The organism is Streptomyces sp. NPDC059906 (genome assembly GCF_042730645.1).
GTDB classification, from domain to species: Bacteria; Actinomycetota; Actinomycetes; order Streptomycetales; family Streptomycetaceae; genus Streptomyces; species Streptomyces rubrogriseus.
Genome location: NZ_JBHWKU010000034.1, coordinates 21,717 through 39,055, shown reverse-complemented (window position 1 = coordinate 39,055; position 17,339 = coordinate 21,717). Strand labels below are relative to the sequence as shown.

At 73.2% G+C, this 17,339-nt stretch carries 13 protein-coding genes, 1 other RNA gene and 1 pseudogene; 8 read left to right on the top strand and 7 right to left on the bottom strand.

The features are described 5' to 3' along the window. Nucleotides 1-59: 59 nt before the first annotated feature. Nucleotides 60-631 (top strand): annotated as a pseudogene (locus ACFV9J_RS34085) (Uma2 family endonuclease). A 131-nt stretch (nt 632-762) separates the two neighbouring features. After that, nucleotides 763-1,165: RNase P RNA component class A (rnpB, locus tag ACFV9J_RS34080), an RNA gene on the top strand. Nucleotides 1,166-1,261: 96 nt separating this feature from the next. On the opposite strand, the gene ACFV9J_RS34075 is transcribed toward rnpB, so the two are convergent. Both ACFV9J_RS34075 and ACFV9J_RS34070 read right to left on the bottom strand, forming a co-directional pair. Continuing rightward, complete coding sequence (locus ACFV9J_RS34075) at nt 1,262-3,574, bottom strand: TOMM precursor leader peptide-binding protein (protein WP_385360949.1); 2,313 nt, start codon at nt 3,572-3,574, stop codon at nt 1,262-1,264. 32 nt (nt 3,575-3,606) lie between these two features. Next, nucleotides 3,607-3,807 (bottom strand): hypothetical protein, encoded by a 201-nt coding sequence (locus ACFV9J_RS34070; protein WP_385360946.1) that lies wholly within the window; start codon nt 3,805-3,807, stop codon nt 3,607-3,609. Nucleotides 3,808-4,103: 296 nt separating this feature from the next. Here ACFV9J_RS34070 and ACFV9J_RS34065 point away from each other — a divergent pair, with 296 nt between their 5' ends. The 6 genes from ACFV9J_RS34065 to ACFV9J_RS34040 all read left to right on the top strand — a co-directional run bounded on the left by ACFV9J_RS34065 (nt 4,104) and on the right by ACFV9J_RS34040 (nt 10,055). Continuing rightward, entirely contained in the window at nt 4,104-4,796 is a 693-nt protein-coding gene (locus tag ACFV9J_RS34065; RefSeq protein ID WP_385360944.1) for a tryptophan 2,3-dioxygenase family protein, read from the top strand. Further along, nucleotides 4,793-5,689, top strand: coding sequence for an alpha/beta hydrolase (locus tag ACFV9J_RS34060; RefSeq protein ID WP_385360941.1), 897 nt, complete (start codon nt 4,793-4,795; stop codon nt 5,687-5,689). The genes ACFV9J_RS34065 and ACFV9J_RS34060 overlap by 4 nt, the downstream gene beginning before the upstream one ends. A gap of 121 nt (nt 5,690-5,810) precedes the next feature. Further along, on the top strand, nt 5,811-7,382 hold the full coding sequence (locus tag ACFV9J_RS34055) for an amino acid adenylation domain-containing protein (RefSeq protein WP_385360938.1): 1,572 nt from the start codon (nt 5,811-5,813) through the stop codon (nt 7,380-7,382). A gap of 127 nt (nt 7,383-7,509) precedes the next feature. Next, on the top strand, nt 7,510-7,776 hold the full coding sequence (locus ACFV9J_RS34050) for an MbtH family protein (RefSeq protein ID WP_385360936.1): 267 nt from the start codon (nt 7,510-7,512) through the stop codon (nt 7,774-7,776). A 34-nt stretch (nt 7,777-7,810) separates the two neighbouring features. Next, entirely contained in the window at nt 7,811-8,758 is a 948-nt protein-coding gene (locus ACFV9J_RS34045) for an ATP-binding cassette domain-containing protein (RefSeq protein ID WP_385360934.1), read from the top strand. 274 nt (nt 8,759-9,032) lie between these two features. Beyond that, nucleotides 9,033-10,055, top strand: coding sequence for an ArsR/SmtB family transcription factor (locus ACFV9J_RS34040; RefSeq protein WP_385360931.1), 1,023 nt, complete (start codon nt 9,033-9,035; stop codon nt 10,053-10,055). 106 nt (nt 10,056-10,161) lie between these two features. Here ACFV9J_RS34040 and ACFV9J_RS34035 read toward each other — a convergent pair whose 3' ends face one another. The 5 genes from ACFV9J_RS34035 to ACFV9J_RS34015 all read right to left on the bottom strand — a co-directional run bounded on the left by ACFV9J_RS34035 (nt 10,162) and on the right by ACFV9J_RS34015 (nt 16,977). Then, nucleotides 10,162-12,693: an FtsX-like permease family protein gene (locus ACFV9J_RS34035; RefSeq protein WP_385360928.1), complete on the bottom strand. Its 2,532-nt coding sequence runs from the start codon at nt 12,691-12,693 to the stop codon at nt 10,162-10,164. Then, nucleotides 12,690-13,487 carry an ABC transporter ATP-binding protein gene (locus tag ACFV9J_RS34030; RefSeq protein ID WP_385360926.1) on the bottom strand — a complete coding sequence of 266 codons (798 nt, stop codon included), beginning with the start codon at nt 13,485-13,487 and terminating at the stop codon, nt 12,690-12,692. Before ACFV9J_RS34030 ends, ACFV9J_RS34035 begins: the two co-directional genes overlap by 4 nt. Nucleotides 13,488-13,586: 99 nt before the next feature. Beyond that, on the bottom strand, nt 13,587-14,111 hold the full coding sequence (locus ACFV9J_RS34025; protein ID WP_385360924.1) for a flavin reductase family protein: 525 nt from the start codon (nt 14,109-14,111) through the stop codon (nt 13,587-13,589). Further along, nucleotides 14,108-15,400, bottom strand: coding sequence for a cation:proton antiporter (locus tag ACFV9J_RS34020; RefSeq protein ID WP_385360921.1), 1,293 nt, complete (start codon nt 15,398-15,400; stop codon nt 14,108-14,110). Before ACFV9J_RS34020 ends, ACFV9J_RS34025 begins: the two co-directional genes overlap by 4 nt. A gap of 26 nt (nt 15,401-15,426) precedes the next feature. Continuing rightward, entirely contained in the window at nt 15,427-16,977 is a 1,551-nt protein-coding gene (locus ACFV9J_RS34015; protein ID WP_385360919.1) for a tryptophan halogenase family protein, read from the bottom strand. Nucleotides 16,978-17,339: the final 362 nt, after the last annotated feature.

Genomic DNA, 17,339 nt, shown 5'->3' with positions numbered 1-17,339 from the left:
CGGCGGAGTGGCTGCACGAACATGGCCGGTGGCCGGCGAGGAACGAAGGGGAGTCCGCCTTGGCGACGACGCATGATCCGGTGTCACAGCGGCTGCTCGTGGAATGGTTCGTCGGGCCGGAAGCTCCCACGGGCTTCCGGGCGGAACTCGTCGAGGGCGAGTTCGCCCTCACACCGCCGCCGGACGGACATCATGAGCACTGCATCAGCCGGATCCTGAGCCAGATGCACAGGCGGTCGCGAGCCGCGCTGCAGTTCTCCGCGCACAAGGGCCTGACCTTGCAGAACGCGGAAGGACAACCCCTGGACCACGTGATCCCGGACGGCACCTTCGCCCCCGCGAGCTTCGGCTGCTCCGCGGGGCAGCGCCCTGGATGCCGGGCAAGGGCGTCACCCTGGTGCTGGAGGTGGCGTCCCCGTGCCGGCGGACCGACCGCGAGGCCAAACGCCGTGCGTACGCGCGCGGCGGCATTCCGTGCTACCTGCTCGTCGACCGCCAGGAGTCGTCGATCACGCTGTTCGGCGATCCAGGCCACGACGACTACCGACAGCACTGCACCGTCGCCTTCGGAAAGTCGCTGACCCTCCCCGCCCCCTTCTCCTTCGACCTGGACACCACCGACTTCCTCTGATCCCGTTGGGGGCAGGGAGTGGGCAGCGGTCGCCGTCGCCTGCACCCTGGTCCTGGCCGGCTAGGTCCTCGCGGCGGCGGCTGACGGTCCGGGGCGGGAGGTCCGCCGGGTACCATGGTCGACACGGCAGACGAGCCGGGCGGGCGGCCGCGTGGAGTCCCTCACGGGACTTCCCGAGGAACGTCCGGGCTCCACAGGGCAGGGTGATGGCTAACGGCCACCCGGGGTGACCCGCGGGACAGTGCCACAGAAAGCAGACCGCCGGAGGCTTCGGCCCCCGGTAAGGGTGAAACGGTGGTGTAAGAGACCACCAGTGCCCAGGGCGACCTGGGCAGCTAGGTAAACCCCACCCGGAGCAAGGTCAAGAAGGAAGCACCCCGGTGCTTCTGCGCGGACGTTCGAGGGCTGCCCGCCCGAGTCCGCGGGTAGACCGCTGGAGGCCGGTGGCAACGCCGGTCCTAGATGGATGGCCGTCGCCGACGGGACCGCGAGGCCCCGTCGGAACAGAACCCGGCGTACAGCCCGACTCGTCTGCCGCCCCCCTGCGGCGTCGCCTTGTGATCAAGGCCCGGGGCCGGGTGGAGCCCTGGTCGGGCTCCATCCGGCCTCCACCCGCCCGTGTTCCGGGGGTCAGACGAAGAGCGGTGTCGGGTTCAGGTCGTCGTACGCGGTGGCCTCCTGGACGCGGCCCAGGGCCACCGGCACGTCGAACAGGCGGCCCGGTGCGAAGCGGGCCCAGAAGTGCCGCAGTCCCGGCACGATCACCTTCACCACCGGCAGCTCCAGGTCGGGGCGCCGCTGGTCGAGCACCAGGAGTTCCAGGCCCCTGTCGCGCACCGACTCCGTGACGGCGTGCACGTCGTCCAGGAGGTCGGGGCGCTGCGTGGTGGGCCAGGATCCGGGGCCGCGCGGCGCCACCCGCGGGTCCGGCGTCAGATAGGCCTGGTTGGCGACCGTGGCGTGCCGCCACCAGCGTCGCGGCTCGGGATCGTCGAGCCGGTACCCGGACCCGTCGGGCAGGACGTCGCACACCGCCGGCAGCAGCTGTCCCATCTCGGTCAGCGCCCGCCGCAGGGCTGTGCGCGGATCGAAGTGGGCGCCGAACCCGAAGATCACGTCCTGGGCCGGTTTGTCGAGGCGGCGGGAGAGCGCCGCCATGACGGGGATGCCGAAGTCCGAGGTCAGGTCGAGGACCCAGAGGTCCCGGTGAACGCGCCGGTAGCCCTGGCGCAGCCGCTCCACGTAGGGCTCGTCGAAGGCGTCCAGGTCGACCGAGGGCTGCCGGGTGCGGTTGTACCACCACAGGGCGACCGCGTCCCGCTCGACCAGTTCGAGGAATCCCTGGAGGAGCGCGTCCTCGGGGCTGCTGCCGGCGGCGTTGCCGTTCGAGTCGGCCCACAGGCCGTCCCCCTCACCGGCACCGAGTTCCGTGCCCGTCCCCGCTCCCGTGCCCGTGCTCGTGCCCGCGAAGTAGAGCATCGACGTGGGCAGCAGGCGCTGGGTGTGGTGGGTCAGGGACCAGACGGGGGTCCAGTCGGTGACCCGGGTCTCGTCGAAGGGGGCGCTGACGTGCTGGAAGCGGGAGTGGGTCGCGTTCCAGCGCTCCCGTTGCGCGTACTGCCGGTCCGCGTACAGCTGGCAGTCGTTCGGGTGCACGGCCGCCGGGCCGAGGCCGCGGTAGGAGTCCCGCACCACCGGCTCGTCGCCGTGCCGGGTTCCGCTGTAGCGCTCCACCGCCTCGCAGAGGGCGCTGACCCGGGCCTCCGTCTCGGTCAGGCCCTTGCCGCCGCTGAGCGCGCGCAGACCGGAGCGCAGTCCGGCGAGCGTCGCGGAGCCCATCGCCAGGTTGTGCCCGGAGACGTAGGAGGTGACGAAGTCCGGGCAGCCGGGCGCCTGTCTGATCTCCTTGACGACACCGGTCACCGGGTTCACCAGATGACCGTACGTGCCGAGCATCTGCTGCGCCGTCAGCGCCCGGTGGCCGCCGCCCGAGGTGACGGCCTTGAGGCGGGAGACCGGCCGGAAGGGGGCGCGCACCCGCCGGGCGACCAGCCCCGGATCTCCGCACGCCGGGCACTGCCGGCGCCGGCTCACCGGGTGGGAGGCGGTGCGCAGCCGGACCGTGTCCATCGTGCGGACGTGGCCCTGCTCCGGATCGCGCACCCCGGCCAGCCACTTCGCCGTCTCCAGGACGGCGATCCCGATGGCGAGGGAGCGGCCCGCGGCCAGCGAGGCGACCGGACGGGGCAGCGGCCCGTCCAGTCCGAGGGCCCGCTGCACCGGCACCTCCGAGTGGCGGTGCCCGCGCAGCCGTACGGAAAGGCAGTGCCAGCAGGGCCCGTCGTCCGGGCGGAAGACCGGGCCGACCCACGGGTCCGCCCCGCACAGCTTCGCGAGCAGCCACGGCTTCCCGGCGGCGCGGTGGGCCGCGTCCACCGCGGCGAGCTGGGGCGACAGATAGTCGTCGCACAGGACGAGGGACAGGTCCGCGTCGCCGCCGGGCGGGGAGACGGCGATCCCCTCGGCCCTGCAGGCCCGCACCACGGGATCCCCCGCCACCCCGGGCAGCGCCTCCACCGCGACGGTGGCACCCGCGACGGTGGCCGCGGCCCGGCCACCGTCCAGGCCGATCAGATCCCAGTACGCCTCGGCGGCCGGGTCCGTGTCCGGCGGCTCGGGTACGTCGAACCGCAGCAGACCCGCACCGTCCAGGGCCCGCAGTGCCGCCTCGGCGTCCGCCGCGCCCAGCACCGGGGCGGCCTCGCACAGCACGGCGTGCGGGCTGCGGGTGCCGTCCAGCAGCGGCACCAGGACCTCCGCGGGGTGCCCGTGCAGTGCCGTGACACCGCGACGTGACACCAGGTACGTCGCGTCGTCCGGCAGGACCGTGGGGCGTAAGTGGCTCTTGAAACCCACCAGGACACCGTCCCCCGCAGCGAGCACGGGGGACCCGTCCTTCCGTACGTCGGAAAGGCTCACGCGTCGAGCCGTCCCGCTCTCCGCGTGGCGGCCGGAACAGCGCTCTCGGCCTGGATGCAGAACGTGGAGAGCGCGACCATGTGGTCCGCCACCGAGTCGAGCTCCTCGATCACGAGGGCGGACCGGGCGGGAACGGCGCTGTCGGTGCCGACGGCACCGGCGGACTTCAGCTGAATGCCGGAGGAAAGCAGATTCATGTCCTCATCCCTTGGTGGTGTGCGACGGGTCTTTCTGTTCCTCGAGGTGCTCCGTGGTGCGCGGTGGTGCTCCGTGGTGCGCGGTGGTGCTCCGTGCTGCTCCGGGAAAGATTCTGCGAAGTCGGGCCCCGCTGCGCACAGTGCCGGTTTCATCACTGCGAGATGAAGAATTCACGTGCCGCCGGAGGTGGCCCTTTAAGGCTCCGCTTGATCACGGTGATCCGCCCCGTGCCACGTGGCTACGCTCACCGGGACGACGCCCCTTTCGGCTTCCGTACACGAGGAAGAAGGCCCCCGTGAATGCCGTGACCGCCGCCCCGCCCTATGGCCAAGTGCTCCGGCTCGAGGAGCTGTTGCGGGCCGCCCGCGTCCATGACGACGACGTGGACCACGTCCTCTTCCTGGCCACGCACCAGTCCTGCGAGATCCTCTTCGCCGTCGCCCTGCGCCACCTGGAGGAGATCCGCGCGGCGCTGGACGCGGGCGACGCGGACAGGGCCGTGCGCAGGGCGGCCCCGCTGCCGCGGCTGATGGACACGCTGACCCGGCACTTCGACGGTCTCGCGACGCTGACCCCGGCCGCGTTCGAGGACATCAGGACCGCCCTGGGCGATGCGAGCGGATTCCAGTCCGCGCAGTTCCGCGAGGTCGAGTTCCTCTGCGGACTGCGCGACTCCCGTTACCTGACCACGGGCGGCTTCACCGAGGCGGACCGCGCGCGACTGGAGGCGCGGCTGGCAGAACGCTCGGTGGCCGAGGCCTACCGGGACTTCGCCGACTCGTGCGCGGACCGGCCGGCCGCCGAACGGGTGCGGCTCGCCCTCCTGGAGTTCGACGAGGCCGCCGCCGTGTGGCGGGCCCGGCACGCCGTGCTCGCCGAGCGCTTCCTCGGTACGGCCGTGGGCACCGCCGGCTCGGAGGGCGCCGGCTACCTGTGGCGTGCCGCCCTGCGCCGGATGCTGCCCGAGGTGTGGACCCCGGTGCCGTGACCGGGCCGGGCACGGTCCGCGCCGCCCTCGACCGGGAGTACTCGCCCAGCTCGCGCGTGGTCGACCTGGACGTCCATCTCGCCCGGTACGCCACCGACAGCGCCCGGGCCCGTACCGCTCTCCCCGTCCACCTGGACGTGCCCTGCGGCCCCCTGCCCGAGCAGCGGCTCGACCTGTTCCCGGCGCCCGACCCGCACGCCCCGCTGTTCGTGTTCGTGCACGGTGGCTACTGGCAGGAACTCAGCAAGTCCGAAGCCGCCTTCGCCGCACGCGACTTCACGGCCGCCGGGATCTCCTTCGCGGCGCTCGGCTACGGCCTGGCTCCGCGCTTTCGCCTGCGCGCCATCACCGCGGCCGTCGGCGACTCGCTGCGCCGCATCCGCACCGGCCGGGCCCGCCTGCCCATCGCCCCCGGGGCCGTTCACCTCGGTGGTCACTCCGCCGGCGCCCATCTCGTCGCCTGCGCGCTGGTCGACACCGACGGGGACACCGACGGGGACACCGACGGGGACACCGATGGGGACACCGACGGGCCGCACCCGGCGGGGTTCGCCTCCGCGACCCTGATCAGTGGCGTCTACGACCTGGAACCCCTGCGGCACACCTACGTCAACGACGCCCTCGGCATGGACGCCGGCGAAGCCCGCGACTGCAGCCCGCTGCACCGTCTGCCCGCCCGGCTTCCCCGGCTCGTCGTCGCTCTCGGCGACAACGAGACGGACGCCTTCACCGCCCAGCACCACCGGTTCGTCGACGCCGCCCGGGCGGGTGGTGCCGACGTGACCGGTCTCGTCGTACCCGGACGCCACCACTTCGACCTGCCCTTCGACCTCGCGGACCCCGGCACGGTGCTGGGCGCCGCCGTGCTGCGGGCCGTGCGCGACAGCCACTGACCGGTGAGTTTCGGCCCGGGCTTAAGAGCGTGGTCGGGGCGGTCGGACGGTTCCTACGCTGGCGACTGCCGGAAGACCGTGCCGGCGCCCTCGCCCCCTCCCTCCCCGAGGAGTCCTCGTCATGGTCCGTGTGCCCCATCCCAGTGCGGTGTCCGGCGCGGTGCGCCGCGTCGCGGAGCCGTCCGTCGTCCACATGGTCGTCCGGCACGTGCGGACCCGGCCCGACGCCGTGGCGGTGCGTTCGTCCCGGGGCGCCCTCACCTACCGGCAGCTGTGGCGCCGGGCGCTCGTCGTCGCCGCGGCGCTGGACGAGGCGGGCGTCGGCGCGGGGGACCGGGTGGCGCTCATCGCCGCGCGCACCCCGGACACCGTCGCCGGCGCCCTGGCGGTGATGGCCCTCGGGGCGGCCTACGTGCCCATCGACCCCGAGCACCCCGGTGAGCGCACGGCCGCCGTACTGGCCGGCGCGTCTCCCGCCGCGCTGCTGCACTCGGGACCCGACGCGGCCGCGGGGCTGCCTGACGCGGCCGCGGGGCTGCCCGCCCGGTCGGTGCCGTTCATCGACATCGCGGCCCTGCCGGACGCCGAGGCCCCCGACCGGAGCGCCGCGCTGCCGGGCCCGGAGGACATCGCGTACGTGGTGTTCACCTCCGGCTCGACCGGCACCCCCAAAGGGGTCCGGGTGCCGCACGCGTCGCTCGCCAACTACGTCTCCTGGTGCGGCGACCTGGTGGGCTCCGAGGGCACCGGCAGCCCGCTGTTCGGCAGCCTCGGCTTCGACCTGGCGATGACGTCCCTGTGGGTGCCGCTCGCGCGGGGCCGCACCGTCGTGACCGTCGCCGGGCTGTGGGACCAGGAGACGCTGTTCGGCGAACGCCCGGAGAAGTACACGTTCGTGAAGATGACCCCGTCGCACGCCCGCTTCTTCGACGTCCTCGCCCAGCCGCCCCGCTACGACCGGGTGACCCGGCTGCTGATGTTCGGCGGCGAGGGCCTCGACCCGGCGCTCATCGCCTCCCTGGGTGAGCGCCTCGACGGGGTCCGGCTCGTCAACCACTACGGCCCGACCGAGACCACCATCGGCTGCTGTGCCTTCTCCTTCGACCGCGCGACGCTGCCCGCGACACCGACCGTGCCGATCGGCCGCCCCGCGTGGAACACCCGGGCGTACGTCGTGGACGACCAGCTGCGGCCGGTGCCGCAGGGCAGCCCGGGCGAACTGGTCGTCGCGGGGCGGGCGGTGGCCGCCGGCTACCTGGGCCCGCAGCCGTCCGGCGAGCGGTTCATCGACGAGGCCGAGCTGGGCGGGCCGCCCGGGCGCGCCTACCGCACGGGCGACGTGGTGGAGCTGCGCCCCGACGGCACGCTGCTCTACCTCGGGCGCGGCGACGACCAGTTGAAGGTGAACGGTCACCGGATCGAACTCGGTGAACTCCGCCACCACGTGCTGTCCGTGCCGGGTGTCGCCGACGCGGTGTTCGACGTCGTGCGCGGCCCGATCGACACGCTGGAGCTGTTCGTACGCCCCGTCGCGGCGGGCGGCGCCGGGGATCTGGCCGCCACCGTGCGGTCCGCGCTCGCGGCGGTGCTGCCCTCCGCCCTGGTGCCGGAGGCCGTGCACACCGTGCCGGAGATCGTCGTGAACGCCAACGGCAAGTGCGACGTGGCGGCGACGAGGACGCGCGCGGCCTGAGCGGGGAGTCCTCGCGCGGCACACATCAGCGAAGAGTCAGCATTTCGTCAGCGCGGGTCGAGATCCTCGATGAACCCGGTGCGAAACCACCGGGCGACCGAATCCGACACGACCTGGAGTGTGCGACGTGGCGAACCCCTTCGACGACGCGGACGGAACCTTTCTGGTGCTGGTCAACGACGAGGGCCAGCACTCCCTGTGGCCCGCCTTCGCGGAGCGTCCCGCAGGATGGACGGTGGCCCTGGACGAGACCTCGCGGGACAAGGCGCTCGCCTACGTGGAGGAGCACTGGACCGACCTGCGCCCGCGCAGCCTGCGCGGACCGGCCGCCGACAAGCCGGCCGCCGACCTCCCGGCCGCCGACCTCCCGGCCGCCGACCTCCCGGCCGCCTGACGAGCCCGGCCGAATCGGGGCGTGAGGAGCAGCGGTGGCAGCGGCGGAATGGGCGATCGAGGCCGAGGGCCTGTGCAAGCGGTACGAGCGACACCAAGCGCTCGGCGGAGTCGACCTGGCGGTGCCACCGGGAACCGTGCTCGGCCTGCTGGGCCCGAACGGGGCGGGCAAGACGACCACCGTCAGAATGCTCGCGACCCTGCTCGAACCGGACGGCGGCCGGGCCCGCGTCGCCGGTTACGACGTGGTGCGCCGGCCGGCCGAGGTGCGGCGGCGCATCGGGCTCGCCGGACAGTACGCCGCGGTCGACGACATGCTCACCGGGCGGGAGAACCTCGTCCTCATCGGCACGTTGACCCACCTCGGCCGGGGCGCCGCGCGCGCCCGGGCGGCGGAGCTGCTCGACCGGTTCGAGCTGACCGGCGCCGCCGACCGCCCGGCGCGCACGTACTCGGGCGGTATGCGGCGCCGGCTCGACCTGGCGGCCTGCCTGGTGGCGAGGCCGTCCGTCCTCTTCCTCGACGAGCCGACCACGGGCCTGGACCCGGTCAGCCGCTCCGGACTGTGGGACGCGGTGAAGGAACTGGTCGCCGACGGGGTGACCGTGCTGCTGACCACCCAGTACCTCGAAGAGGCCGACGTCCTCGCCGACCGGATCGCGGTCATCGACACCGGCCGGGTCATCGCCGAGGGCAGCCCGGAGGAGCTCAAGCGCACCGCGGGGGAGGAGCGGCTCGAAGTCTCCCTCACCCGGCCGGAGAACGTGGACCGGGCCGCCGACGCGCTGCGTCGCGTCGGCGGGGGCGAGGCGACCGCGGACCCGGCCGACGGCACCGTCTCGATCGTGCTGAGCGACGGCATGCAGAGCATCGAGTCCGCCGCGGCGGCGCTGCGCCGGGCAGGCGTGGACGTCGCCGACTTCGCCGTGCGCCGGCCCACCCTCGACGACGTCTTCATCTCCCTCACCGGCAAGTCCGCCTAGCGGCCCTGTCGCGGATCGGGCCGGGACCGGGACCGAACCCCCCCCGGACCCGGGGGCCGGGGGCGCCCCCCCCGGGGCCCCCCGGGGGAAAACCACCAAACAATAACCCGTAACCCCGCCCGCGCCGCCCCCCCCCCCCCCCCCCCATTATACAAACACCCCCCCCCCCCCCCCCCCGCCCCCCCCGCCGGGGGGGGGGGGCCGCCCCCCCCCCCCCCCGCGACAGGACCTGGGCGACGGTTGCCGCCAGCAGCGTGACCACGGGGGCATCACCATGCAACGAATCCGCTTCACCCCGGCCGACTTCGCCCGGGTCCGGCTGGGGACGACCGCCGGCCCGCTGGTGGAGAGCGCCTTCGCGTACGGGCTGCTCGGGCGGGGCGTCGGCGCGCCGTTCGCCCGCTGGCGCAGCCAGGTCGGGGACCGGCTGGCCCAGTGCCCGCTCCCGCTGAGCGGCGGCAGCGCCGCCCCCGGCCTCGACGGGCTGATCGATCTCATCGAGCGCAGTGGCCGCTGCGTCAGCACCGACCCCTTGGCCGTCCGGAGCGCGCCGGGCCGGCACTTCCCGCCGGCGGCCGGCGATCTGTCGCTGGTGTGGCGGGCGGCCGTCGCGCCGTACTGGGAGCACGTACGGGCCTATCTGGAGACCGAGTGCGAGGCCCGCGGCCGCGTGCTGATGGCCGGCGGGGTGGAACTGCTCCTGACCACCCTGCACTCCAAGATCATTTGGCGTGCTCCGGTGCTCGAGGTCCACGACGGCCCGGACGAGGACATCGACCTCGACGGGCGCGGCCTGGTGCTCACTCCGTCCGTGTTCCTGGCCCACCGGCCGGGCCGGGTCACCCGCCGCCTCGCCGAGAACGGACCGGTCGTGCTCGCCTTCGCCGCGCCGCCCGACACCCGTCAGGCGGCCGGGCTGTGGGACGAGCCGGACGACAGCGGCCAGTCGCTCGGCGCCCTGGTCGGGCAGACCCGGGCCGCCGCGCTGCACGCCCTGCGCAGCAGTTGCACCACCAGCCAGCTGGCGGACCGGCTCGGCATCTCGGCGGCGGGCGCCAGCCAGCACACCGCGGTACTGCGCAGGGCGGGCCTCATCACGACCCGCCGCATCCGCAACACGGTGCTGCACACCCTGACCCCGCTCGGAGTCGCCCTCCTCAAGGGCATCTCCCCCGGCCCGGCGAAACCGGCCGCCGTGGGCGAGGCGGCCCGCCGCCGCCCGGCCGGCCCGGCGGTGCGCCACCGCGACCCGCGCCAGGTGACCGGCCTGGCGGCACACAGCACCCCCGCCGCCTGAGGCCCGGCCCGCCGCGGTGGGCCCGTGGTGCCGAAACGGCGGTGCCCGGCACGGTACTGCGTGCCGGGCACCGCCGTTTCCGGGAAGGGCGACAGCGGGTGTGCCGCTACTCCTTGATTCCGGCCATGTCCCCGGGGCGGCCCCGCAGGACCGCGCCCGCGGCCAGCAAGGTCGTCATGAGGGTCAGTGCCGTCGCCCCGGCCACCACCGCGACGAGAATCCACGGCGAGCCGCCGGGCAGCGCGGTGCCGAGGACGCTCATGCTCAGCGGCACCAGCGTCGCCCCGGCGACCAGGAGACCGAGGATGACACCGGCCAGCGCCACCAGGGACGCCTCGACCGTCATCATCTGCAGCACCTGGCGGCGCGTGGCCCCGATGAGACGCTGCAGCATGAACTCCTTGCGCCGCTCGGTCGTCGCGAGGACCTGCGTGTTGATCAGGGCGAGCGTGGCGTAGCCGACGACGACGCCGAGGACCAGGTACGCCATCCACGCCTGGGTGTCGTCCGCGTCGGCCTGCGCCGCCTCCAGGACCTCCCGTCCGCTCACCTGGAGTCCGGGCTGCTCCTTCGCCAGCGCGGAGAGGGACGACGTCAGCGCGGCGGGGTCCGTGCCGGCGGCCGCGGTCACCAGGATCTGCGGGACCAGCCCGCCGTCAGTGTGCCCGACGAGCAGCGACGCCGGAACGAGCGCGGTCTCGTACCCACGCCGCCCGTCGACCGTGGCGACCAGCTTCAGCTCGACCTGCGTGCCGTCGCCGAGCCGCATCGGGACCAGATCGCCCAGCTCACGGTCCTCGGCGTACCGGGCGGGCAGCACCACCGACTTGCCGCTCAGGTCGGCCAGGCTGCCCGAGGCCGCCCGGTAGGCGGTCGTGCGGTCCAGGCCCTGGTGCGTGACGCCCAGCATCGACAGCTCGGTGGGCTGCGGGCCCGTGTCCTCTCCCTCGCTGGGCCGCATCGGCTCGTCCGGCTCGATGTAGCCGGTCGTGGGGATCTGCGCGGACGCCGCCGCCACCCCCGGCTGCGAACGCACCGTGTCGACGAGGTCGAGCGGCAGACCGCCGGATGCCGACGTCACGACGACGTCCGCGCGCATGCTCTCCTCGAACGCCTGCTTCGCACCGTCGGACTGCGTGGTCTGCATGTAGATCAGGCCGACCGCCAGACCGCTGGCCAGCATCACCGGCATCACGGCCGAGGCGAGACGGGCCGTGCGGGCCCGCGCGTTGTGCGCGGCGAGTTCTCCGGAGAGCCCGGACAGCCTGCTGACCGGACGGCGCAGCGCGGCGACCATGGCACGCACCACGACGGGTCCGAGCAGGCCGAACGCGGCCGCCCACACCATCGCCGCCGGAGTGGCGACCCCGGCCGCGTCCGGCCCCGCCGAGCCCGCGGTGCCCCAGGCGAGGGCCGCGCCCCCGGCCAGGCACAGCAGCCCCACGACCAGCCGGAAGGCGCTGAACCAGCGGCGTTGCAGGGTCGCCTCGGCCAGCGCCTCGGTCGGCTTGGTACGGGCCGCGCCGTGCGCCGCGATGTACGCCGCGCCGACAGCGGTGAGCAGCGCCGTGCCCACTCCGACGATCACCGGCCAGGAGCCGGCCCGGTACGCGATCGACTCCGGCACGACGCCCGCGCCCGCGAACGCGTCCAGCAGCCACTGCCCGAAGCGGGGCCCCGGGACGGTGGCGAGCCCGGTGGCGACGACCGCGAGGAAGAAGGTCTCGCCGAGGACGAGGCGGCGCAGCTGCCCCGGTGTCGCACCGATCGTCCGCAGCAGCGCCATCTCGCGCTGCCGCTGCTGGATGGAGAGGCCGAGCGTGCTGGCCACCACGAACACGGTGACCATCGCCGACAGACCGCCGAACGCGGCGGCGAGCGGGATCAGGTCGCTGCCGTCGGCCACCACGCCGGGGTCCTCGGCGCGGCCCCGCTCGTCCCCGGTCAGCACGGTGACGGGCGAGCCGTCGACGACCTCGCGGACCGCGGCGGCGACCTGCTGCGGGTCGGCGCCGGAGGCCGGGAAGACGCCGATGTTGTCGGTCGTGCCGACGCGGCCCGCGACCTCGGCGGCCTCCGCGTCCGCGAGGAAGACGTCGCCGCCGTCGTCGGGACCGGTCGCCAGGCCGGAGATCCGGTAGCCGTGTTCCGTGCCGTGGACGAGGAGCCGGACGCGGTCGCCCGTCTTCAGCCCCGCACCGTCCGCCAGCTCCTTGCCCAGGACGATCGTGCCGTCCGCGGCCGGTGCCGCACCCTCGGTGAGCCGGTGGGAGGAGAGCCTGGTCGAGGACCAGCCGTGGCCGGTGACGGAGCCGCCTTCGGACAGGGCCGCCGGGAACGACAGGTCCCGTACGGCGTCCTCGACACCCGGGACCTTCGCGATCCGGTCCGCCAGAGCGGCGTCCAGGTGGGACCGCTCGGGGAAGACCAGCTCCTGCTGCGTGTAGGCGTAGCGCTGGTCGCCGGAGACGACGATCGGCGCGGCGGACAGCCGGTGCGGCGGTGCCGCGTTGTGGATGCCCGTCTCCAGGAGCGCGCCGGAGCCGATGACGATGACGGCACCGAAGAACAGGGCCACGAACGAGGCGATGAAGCCGCTCTTGTGGAAGCGCAGCGTGCGCAGCGAGATCCGGATCATCGGCGCACCCCGTGTTCCGGCCGCTGGATCGCGAACGGGTCGCTCCAGGTGCCCAGGCTCTGCATCTGCTCCGTGACCTGCTCGACCGTCGGGCCTTCGAGCGTGCCGATGAGCCGGCCGTCGGCGAGGAAGACGACGCGGTCGGCGTAGGCGGCGGCCACCGGGTCGTGCGTGACCATCACGATCGTCTGCCGCGCCACGTCCACCGACTGCCGCAGCAGCGTGAGCACCTCGGCGGCGGTGCGCGTGTCCAGGGCACCGGTCGGCTCGTCGCCGTAGATCACCGCGGGCTGCGTGACGAGCGCCCGCGCGATGGCGACGCGCTGCTGCTGACCGCCGGACAGCTCGCCGGGGCGACTGCGCCGCCGGCCCGACAGACCGACCTGTTCGAGGACTTCGTCGACCAGGGCCTTCTTGGGACGGGTGCCCGACAGGCGCAGCGGCAGCGTCACGTTGTCCACGACGCTGAGCGCGGGCAGGAGGTTGAACGCCTGGAAGACGAAGCCGATGCGCTCGCGGCGGAACTTGGTCAGGGCCTTCTCCCGCAACGAGGCGAGGTCGACCCCGTCCAGGTGCACGGACCCCGACGTCGGCCGGTCGAGGCCCGCGGCGCAGTGCAGGAAGGTGGACTTGCCCGCCCCGGAGGGGCCCATGACGGCGGTGAACGTGCCCCTCTCCAGGCTGATGCTGACGTTGTCGAGGGCCGTCACCCGGTTCTTGGGGCCGCCGTAGAACCGGGTGACGGAATCGAGGCGGACGACTGGCTGGCTGTGCGGGTCCTGTGTCCCGTTCATGGGTGTCCTTAGGGCGTGGCGTGGAGAAGGCAGGGCCGGAGCAGGGGTGCGGGGCGTGCGGCGGGGAGGCGGCACGCCCCGCACCCGGTGGCCGGACGGTCAGCTGGTCGTGGGCCAGGCGGCGAACTGCCGCAGCCCGTACAGGAGCGGGGGCCGCCCGCTCGGTCGGCGGATGCGTCGCACGCGTCCGTACACGGTCGTGTGGTCGCCCATGCGCTGGGTCAGGGCCACGGCGCAGTCGGCGATGGTGTGCGCGTGCCGGGGGAGATGGGGTCCCGCGGCCTCGGCCGTCCGCTCCCAGTGCGTCTTGCGGAACCGTTCGGAGTCTCCCGAGGCGAACAGTTCGGCAAGGCCCCTGGCGTCCTCGTGCAGCAGGTTCACGGTGAACTCGCCCGAGTCGAGGACGGCCTGGAGCGTGGGGCTGCCCTCGCGCAGGCACACCAGGAGCGTCGGTGGGTCGAGCGCGACACTGCACACCGACGAGCACGTCATGCCGCGCGGGGTGCCGTCGAGGTCCTCCGCGGCGATCACGGCCACCCCGGTGGGGAAGCTGCCCATCATCACGCGGAAGTCGTCGGACCGGGCGGCCGTGGCCGCCGTCGTGCGGACGGTGGACTGGGTCATCGGATACCGCCTTCTGCCGCCACGGCGACCGGAGGGTTCGGGGTGGGTGGTTCGACTTCGCCCGCGCCCCGGTCGAGAAGGCCGAGGAGCGGGCCCGTCACGGCGGTGGTGGCCACCGCCATCACGGTCAGCGCGAGCACCAGGGGAGCCGTGAGGATGCCCGCGGCGAGCCCGGCCTGGAGCATGATCAGTTCGGTGAGACCGCGCGCGTTCATCAGCACGGCGATCCGCCGGGACGCCGCGGGTGGCTGACCTCCCAGGCGGGCTCCCAGGTAGCCGCCGATCCCCTTGCCCGCACAGGCGAGCACGAGGGCCGTGACGACCAGCGTCCAGGAGAGCCGGGAGAAGGCCTGGTTGAGCACGGTGACTCCGGTGACGACGAAGAACGCCGGCACGAGCGCACGCCCGGTCCGGGTCAGCGTCGCCACCATCGGCGACCACGGGGTGCCGTCGCCGGTGGGGATCGCGAGCCCCACCAGGGCGGCGCCGAGGATCGCCGTCATACCGAGGTGCTCCACGGCCGAGGCCACGGCGAGCGCCGTCGCCCCGAGCACCGCGGTGGCGGTCCGCGGCCGGCGCGCGCACGCCTTGCGCACGGCCGTCACCCGCAGCCCGTACCGCACGGCGAGTGCCCCCGCCGCACCCGCCGCGATGCCGAGCAGGGAGCGCAGGAAGCCCGTCGCGCTGCCGGCTCCCAGACTGATCGCGAGCATGCACAGCAGCCAGCCGACCGCGTCGATCGCGACGGCCGCGGACAGCGCGAGCCGTCCGGCCGACGTGTTGTTCATGCCGCGGTCGGCGAGAATGCGGGCCATGACGGGGACGGCCGTGATGGACATCGTGACGGCGACCATCAGCACGAACGCGGCGGTCGGCGCGGACCCGCGCACCACCGGGTCGTCCGCGAGCAGCACGTAGCCGGCGAGCAGCGCGCCCGCGCACAGCGGTGGGACCAGCGAACCGGCCGCCACCCAGGCGGTGGCGCGCCGCTCGGTGCCGGAAGCGGCCCGCAGTTCATGGGCCAGCCCGACCAGGAACAGCACGAGTCCGGCCTCGGTGACGACCTTCAGCGCGTCCAGGGCGGAACCGGGCAGCACCGCGTCGAACGTGTCCCGGCCGAACAGGTGGAGCACGGCGGGCCCGGCCAGCAGACCCACCACGATCTCGCCGATCACCCCGGGCTGGCGCAGCCGGCGGGCCAGGCCCCGGCCCACCCGGGCGAGCAGCAGAATCGCGGCCAGCAGCGCCGCCAGGTGTGCGGCGTGGCCCAGCGGTTGCAGGGAATCCATCGCGCGGGACCCTCCAGCCGTCGTCGTCAGTGCTGTGCGGCGAAATAGTCGTACGCCTTCGGCAGCGTCTCGGTCAGCCGGCGCGTCTTGTCCCGGATCGCCGCGAACTCCCGTTCCGCCGCACCCGAGTCGGCCAGGGCGAGGGCCGGCGAGTGCTTCATGTCGATGCCTCCCATGCCGAGCAGGACGCACATGTACGAGTAGGCGGGCAGGCCGTGGTAGTAGGGGAAGACCGTCTCCGAGTCGGGTACCTGGGTCTTCCACTTCTCTAGACGGTCCGCCAGCCCGTCCGGTATGCGCCGGGTCTTCGCGTCGCGCCAGTACTGCGTGTCGTTGCGCTTGGCGGCGACGTAGTGCAGCACGAGGAACTCCCGTATGCCGTCCATGACGTGGGCGACCGAGTCGTTGTAGAGGTCCCGCTGGACGGGGTTCCAGGACTCGTCGGGGAAGTACTTGGCGAGCTGCTCGATGGCGTGGTGGATGAAGAAGATGCCGGTGGACTCCAGCGGCTCGACGAAGCCGCTGGACAGGCCGATCGCGACGCAGTTCTTGACCCAGGAGTTCTCGCTGCGGCCGATGCGCATCCTGATGTGGTTGGCCTCGACGTCCGCCGCGGCCGGGCCGACGAACTCGCGCAGGGTGCGCTCGGCCTCCTCCGGGGACAGGTAGTCCTTGGCGTACACGTAGCCGGTGCCGATGCGGCCCATCAGCGGGATCGTCCAGATCCAGCCGGCGTCCTGGGCGGTGGCGGTGGTGCACGGAAGGATGCCGCGGGCCTTCATGTCCTGCGGGACCTGGAGGGCGACCGCGCTGTCGTTGGGCAGGGTGTCCGCGTAGGAGACGAACGGGACCTCGAGGGCCTTGTTGAGGAGCAGCGCGCGGAACCCGGTGCAGTCGACGAAAAGATCGCCCTCGATCTCGCCGTGCTCGGCCGTGGTGACACCGGAGATCCAGCCGCGCTCGTCCAGGCCGACCTTCTGGACGTCGTCCGTGATGTGCCTGACGCCCCGCTCCACGGCGTACGTCGTCAGGTACTTGGCGAGCAGCGCCGCCTCGAACTGGTAGGCGTAGGGGAACTGCGTCTTGCCCTGGTGCTCGACCATGGTCAGGCCCTGCATCTCGTCCGCGCCCTCGTCGAAGGGCTGGTCGATCAGCGTGCCGTCCAGATGCCGGGGGCTGAGCCCGGCGTCGATGACCGAGGGCATCACGAAGCAGTCCTGGTCGAACCGGTCCGTGGGGCCGTCCTTCAGCCACCAGTCGGTCAGCGGGAACCCGTTGACCGACCGCATCTGCTCGAAGGGGTGGTAGAAGTAGTGGCCCTTCTCCCGCCAGTTCTCGAACCGGACCGCGAGCTTGTACGTCGCGTTGCACGCCGGCATCCAGTCCTTCTCCTTGAGCCCGAGGAACTCGAAGAAGTGCCGGATGTCGCTGAAGGTCGCCTCGCCGACACCGACCGCGCCGACCTTGCCGGACTCCACCAGGGTGATGTCGATCCGGTCGCCGAACGCCGCCTTGAAGTAGGAGGCCGTCATCCAACCCGCTGTTCCGCCGCCGACGATCACAAGTCTGTTGAGCATGGGGTGACTCCTTTCGCTGACCGACTTCCCGTACACGGGAGGAGCCTAGGAATCAGCCACAGAGCACAACAGGTTGTTAAGTCGGCGCTGAAACACGCCGGTTGAACCGGTCCGCCGGCGGGTACACCCCGGCGTCAGCGAACCGTCAGTGACGTTCGGCATTATGCCGACGTGCCGCACGCGCAGCAAGGGGTACCGAGTGCCCGCGCGTACGCACCGAGCGCGTTCCGGCCCCGGCCATACCTTCCGGGCGCCCGTCGGTGGCGCGAGTGGTATTTCCCCCGACCGGTGGACACAGGCGATATTGGGCCATCCAACCGACGAATACGGGGGCGTTCGCAATGGACCCAGTAGGCATACAG

What these genes read in the sequence shown, in the direction of transcription:
- ACFV9J_RS34025 (WP_385360924.1), bottom strand. Translation starts at nt 14,111, where the DNA reads ATGACCCAGTCCACCGTCCGCACGACGGCGGCCACGGCCGCCCGGTCC.
- ACFV9J_RS34030 (WP_385360926.1), bottom strand. Translation starts at nt 13,487, where the DNA reads ATGAACGGGACACAGGACCCGCACAGCCAGCCAGTCGTCCGCCTCGAT.
- ACFV9J_RS34020 (WP_385360921.1), bottom strand. Translation starts at nt 15,400, where the DNA reads ATGGATTCCCTGCAACCGCTGGGCCACGCCGCACACCTGGCGGCGCTG.
- ACFV9J_RS34070 (WP_385360946.1), bottom strand. Translation starts at nt 3,807, where the DNA reads ATGAATCTGCTTTCCTCCGGCATTCAGCTGAAGTCCGCCGGTGCCGTC.
- ACFV9J_RS34035 (WP_385360928.1), bottom strand. Translation starts at nt 12,693, where the DNA reads ATGATCCGGATCTCGCTGCGCACGCTGCGCTTCCACAAGAGCGGCTTC.
- ACFV9J_RS34040 (WP_385360931.1), top strand. Translation starts at nt 9,033, where the DNA reads ATGCAACGAATCCGCTTCACCCCGGCCGACTTCGCCCGGGTCCGGCTG.
- ACFV9J_RS34055 (WP_385360938.1), top strand. Translation starts at nt 5,811, where the DNA reads ATGGTCCGTGTGCCCCATCCCAGTGCGGTGTCCGGCGCGGTGCGCCGC.
- ACFV9J_RS34015 (WP_385360919.1), bottom strand. Translation starts at nt 16,977, where the DNA reads ATGCTCAACAGACTTGTGATCGTCGGCGGCGGAACAGCGGGTTGGATG.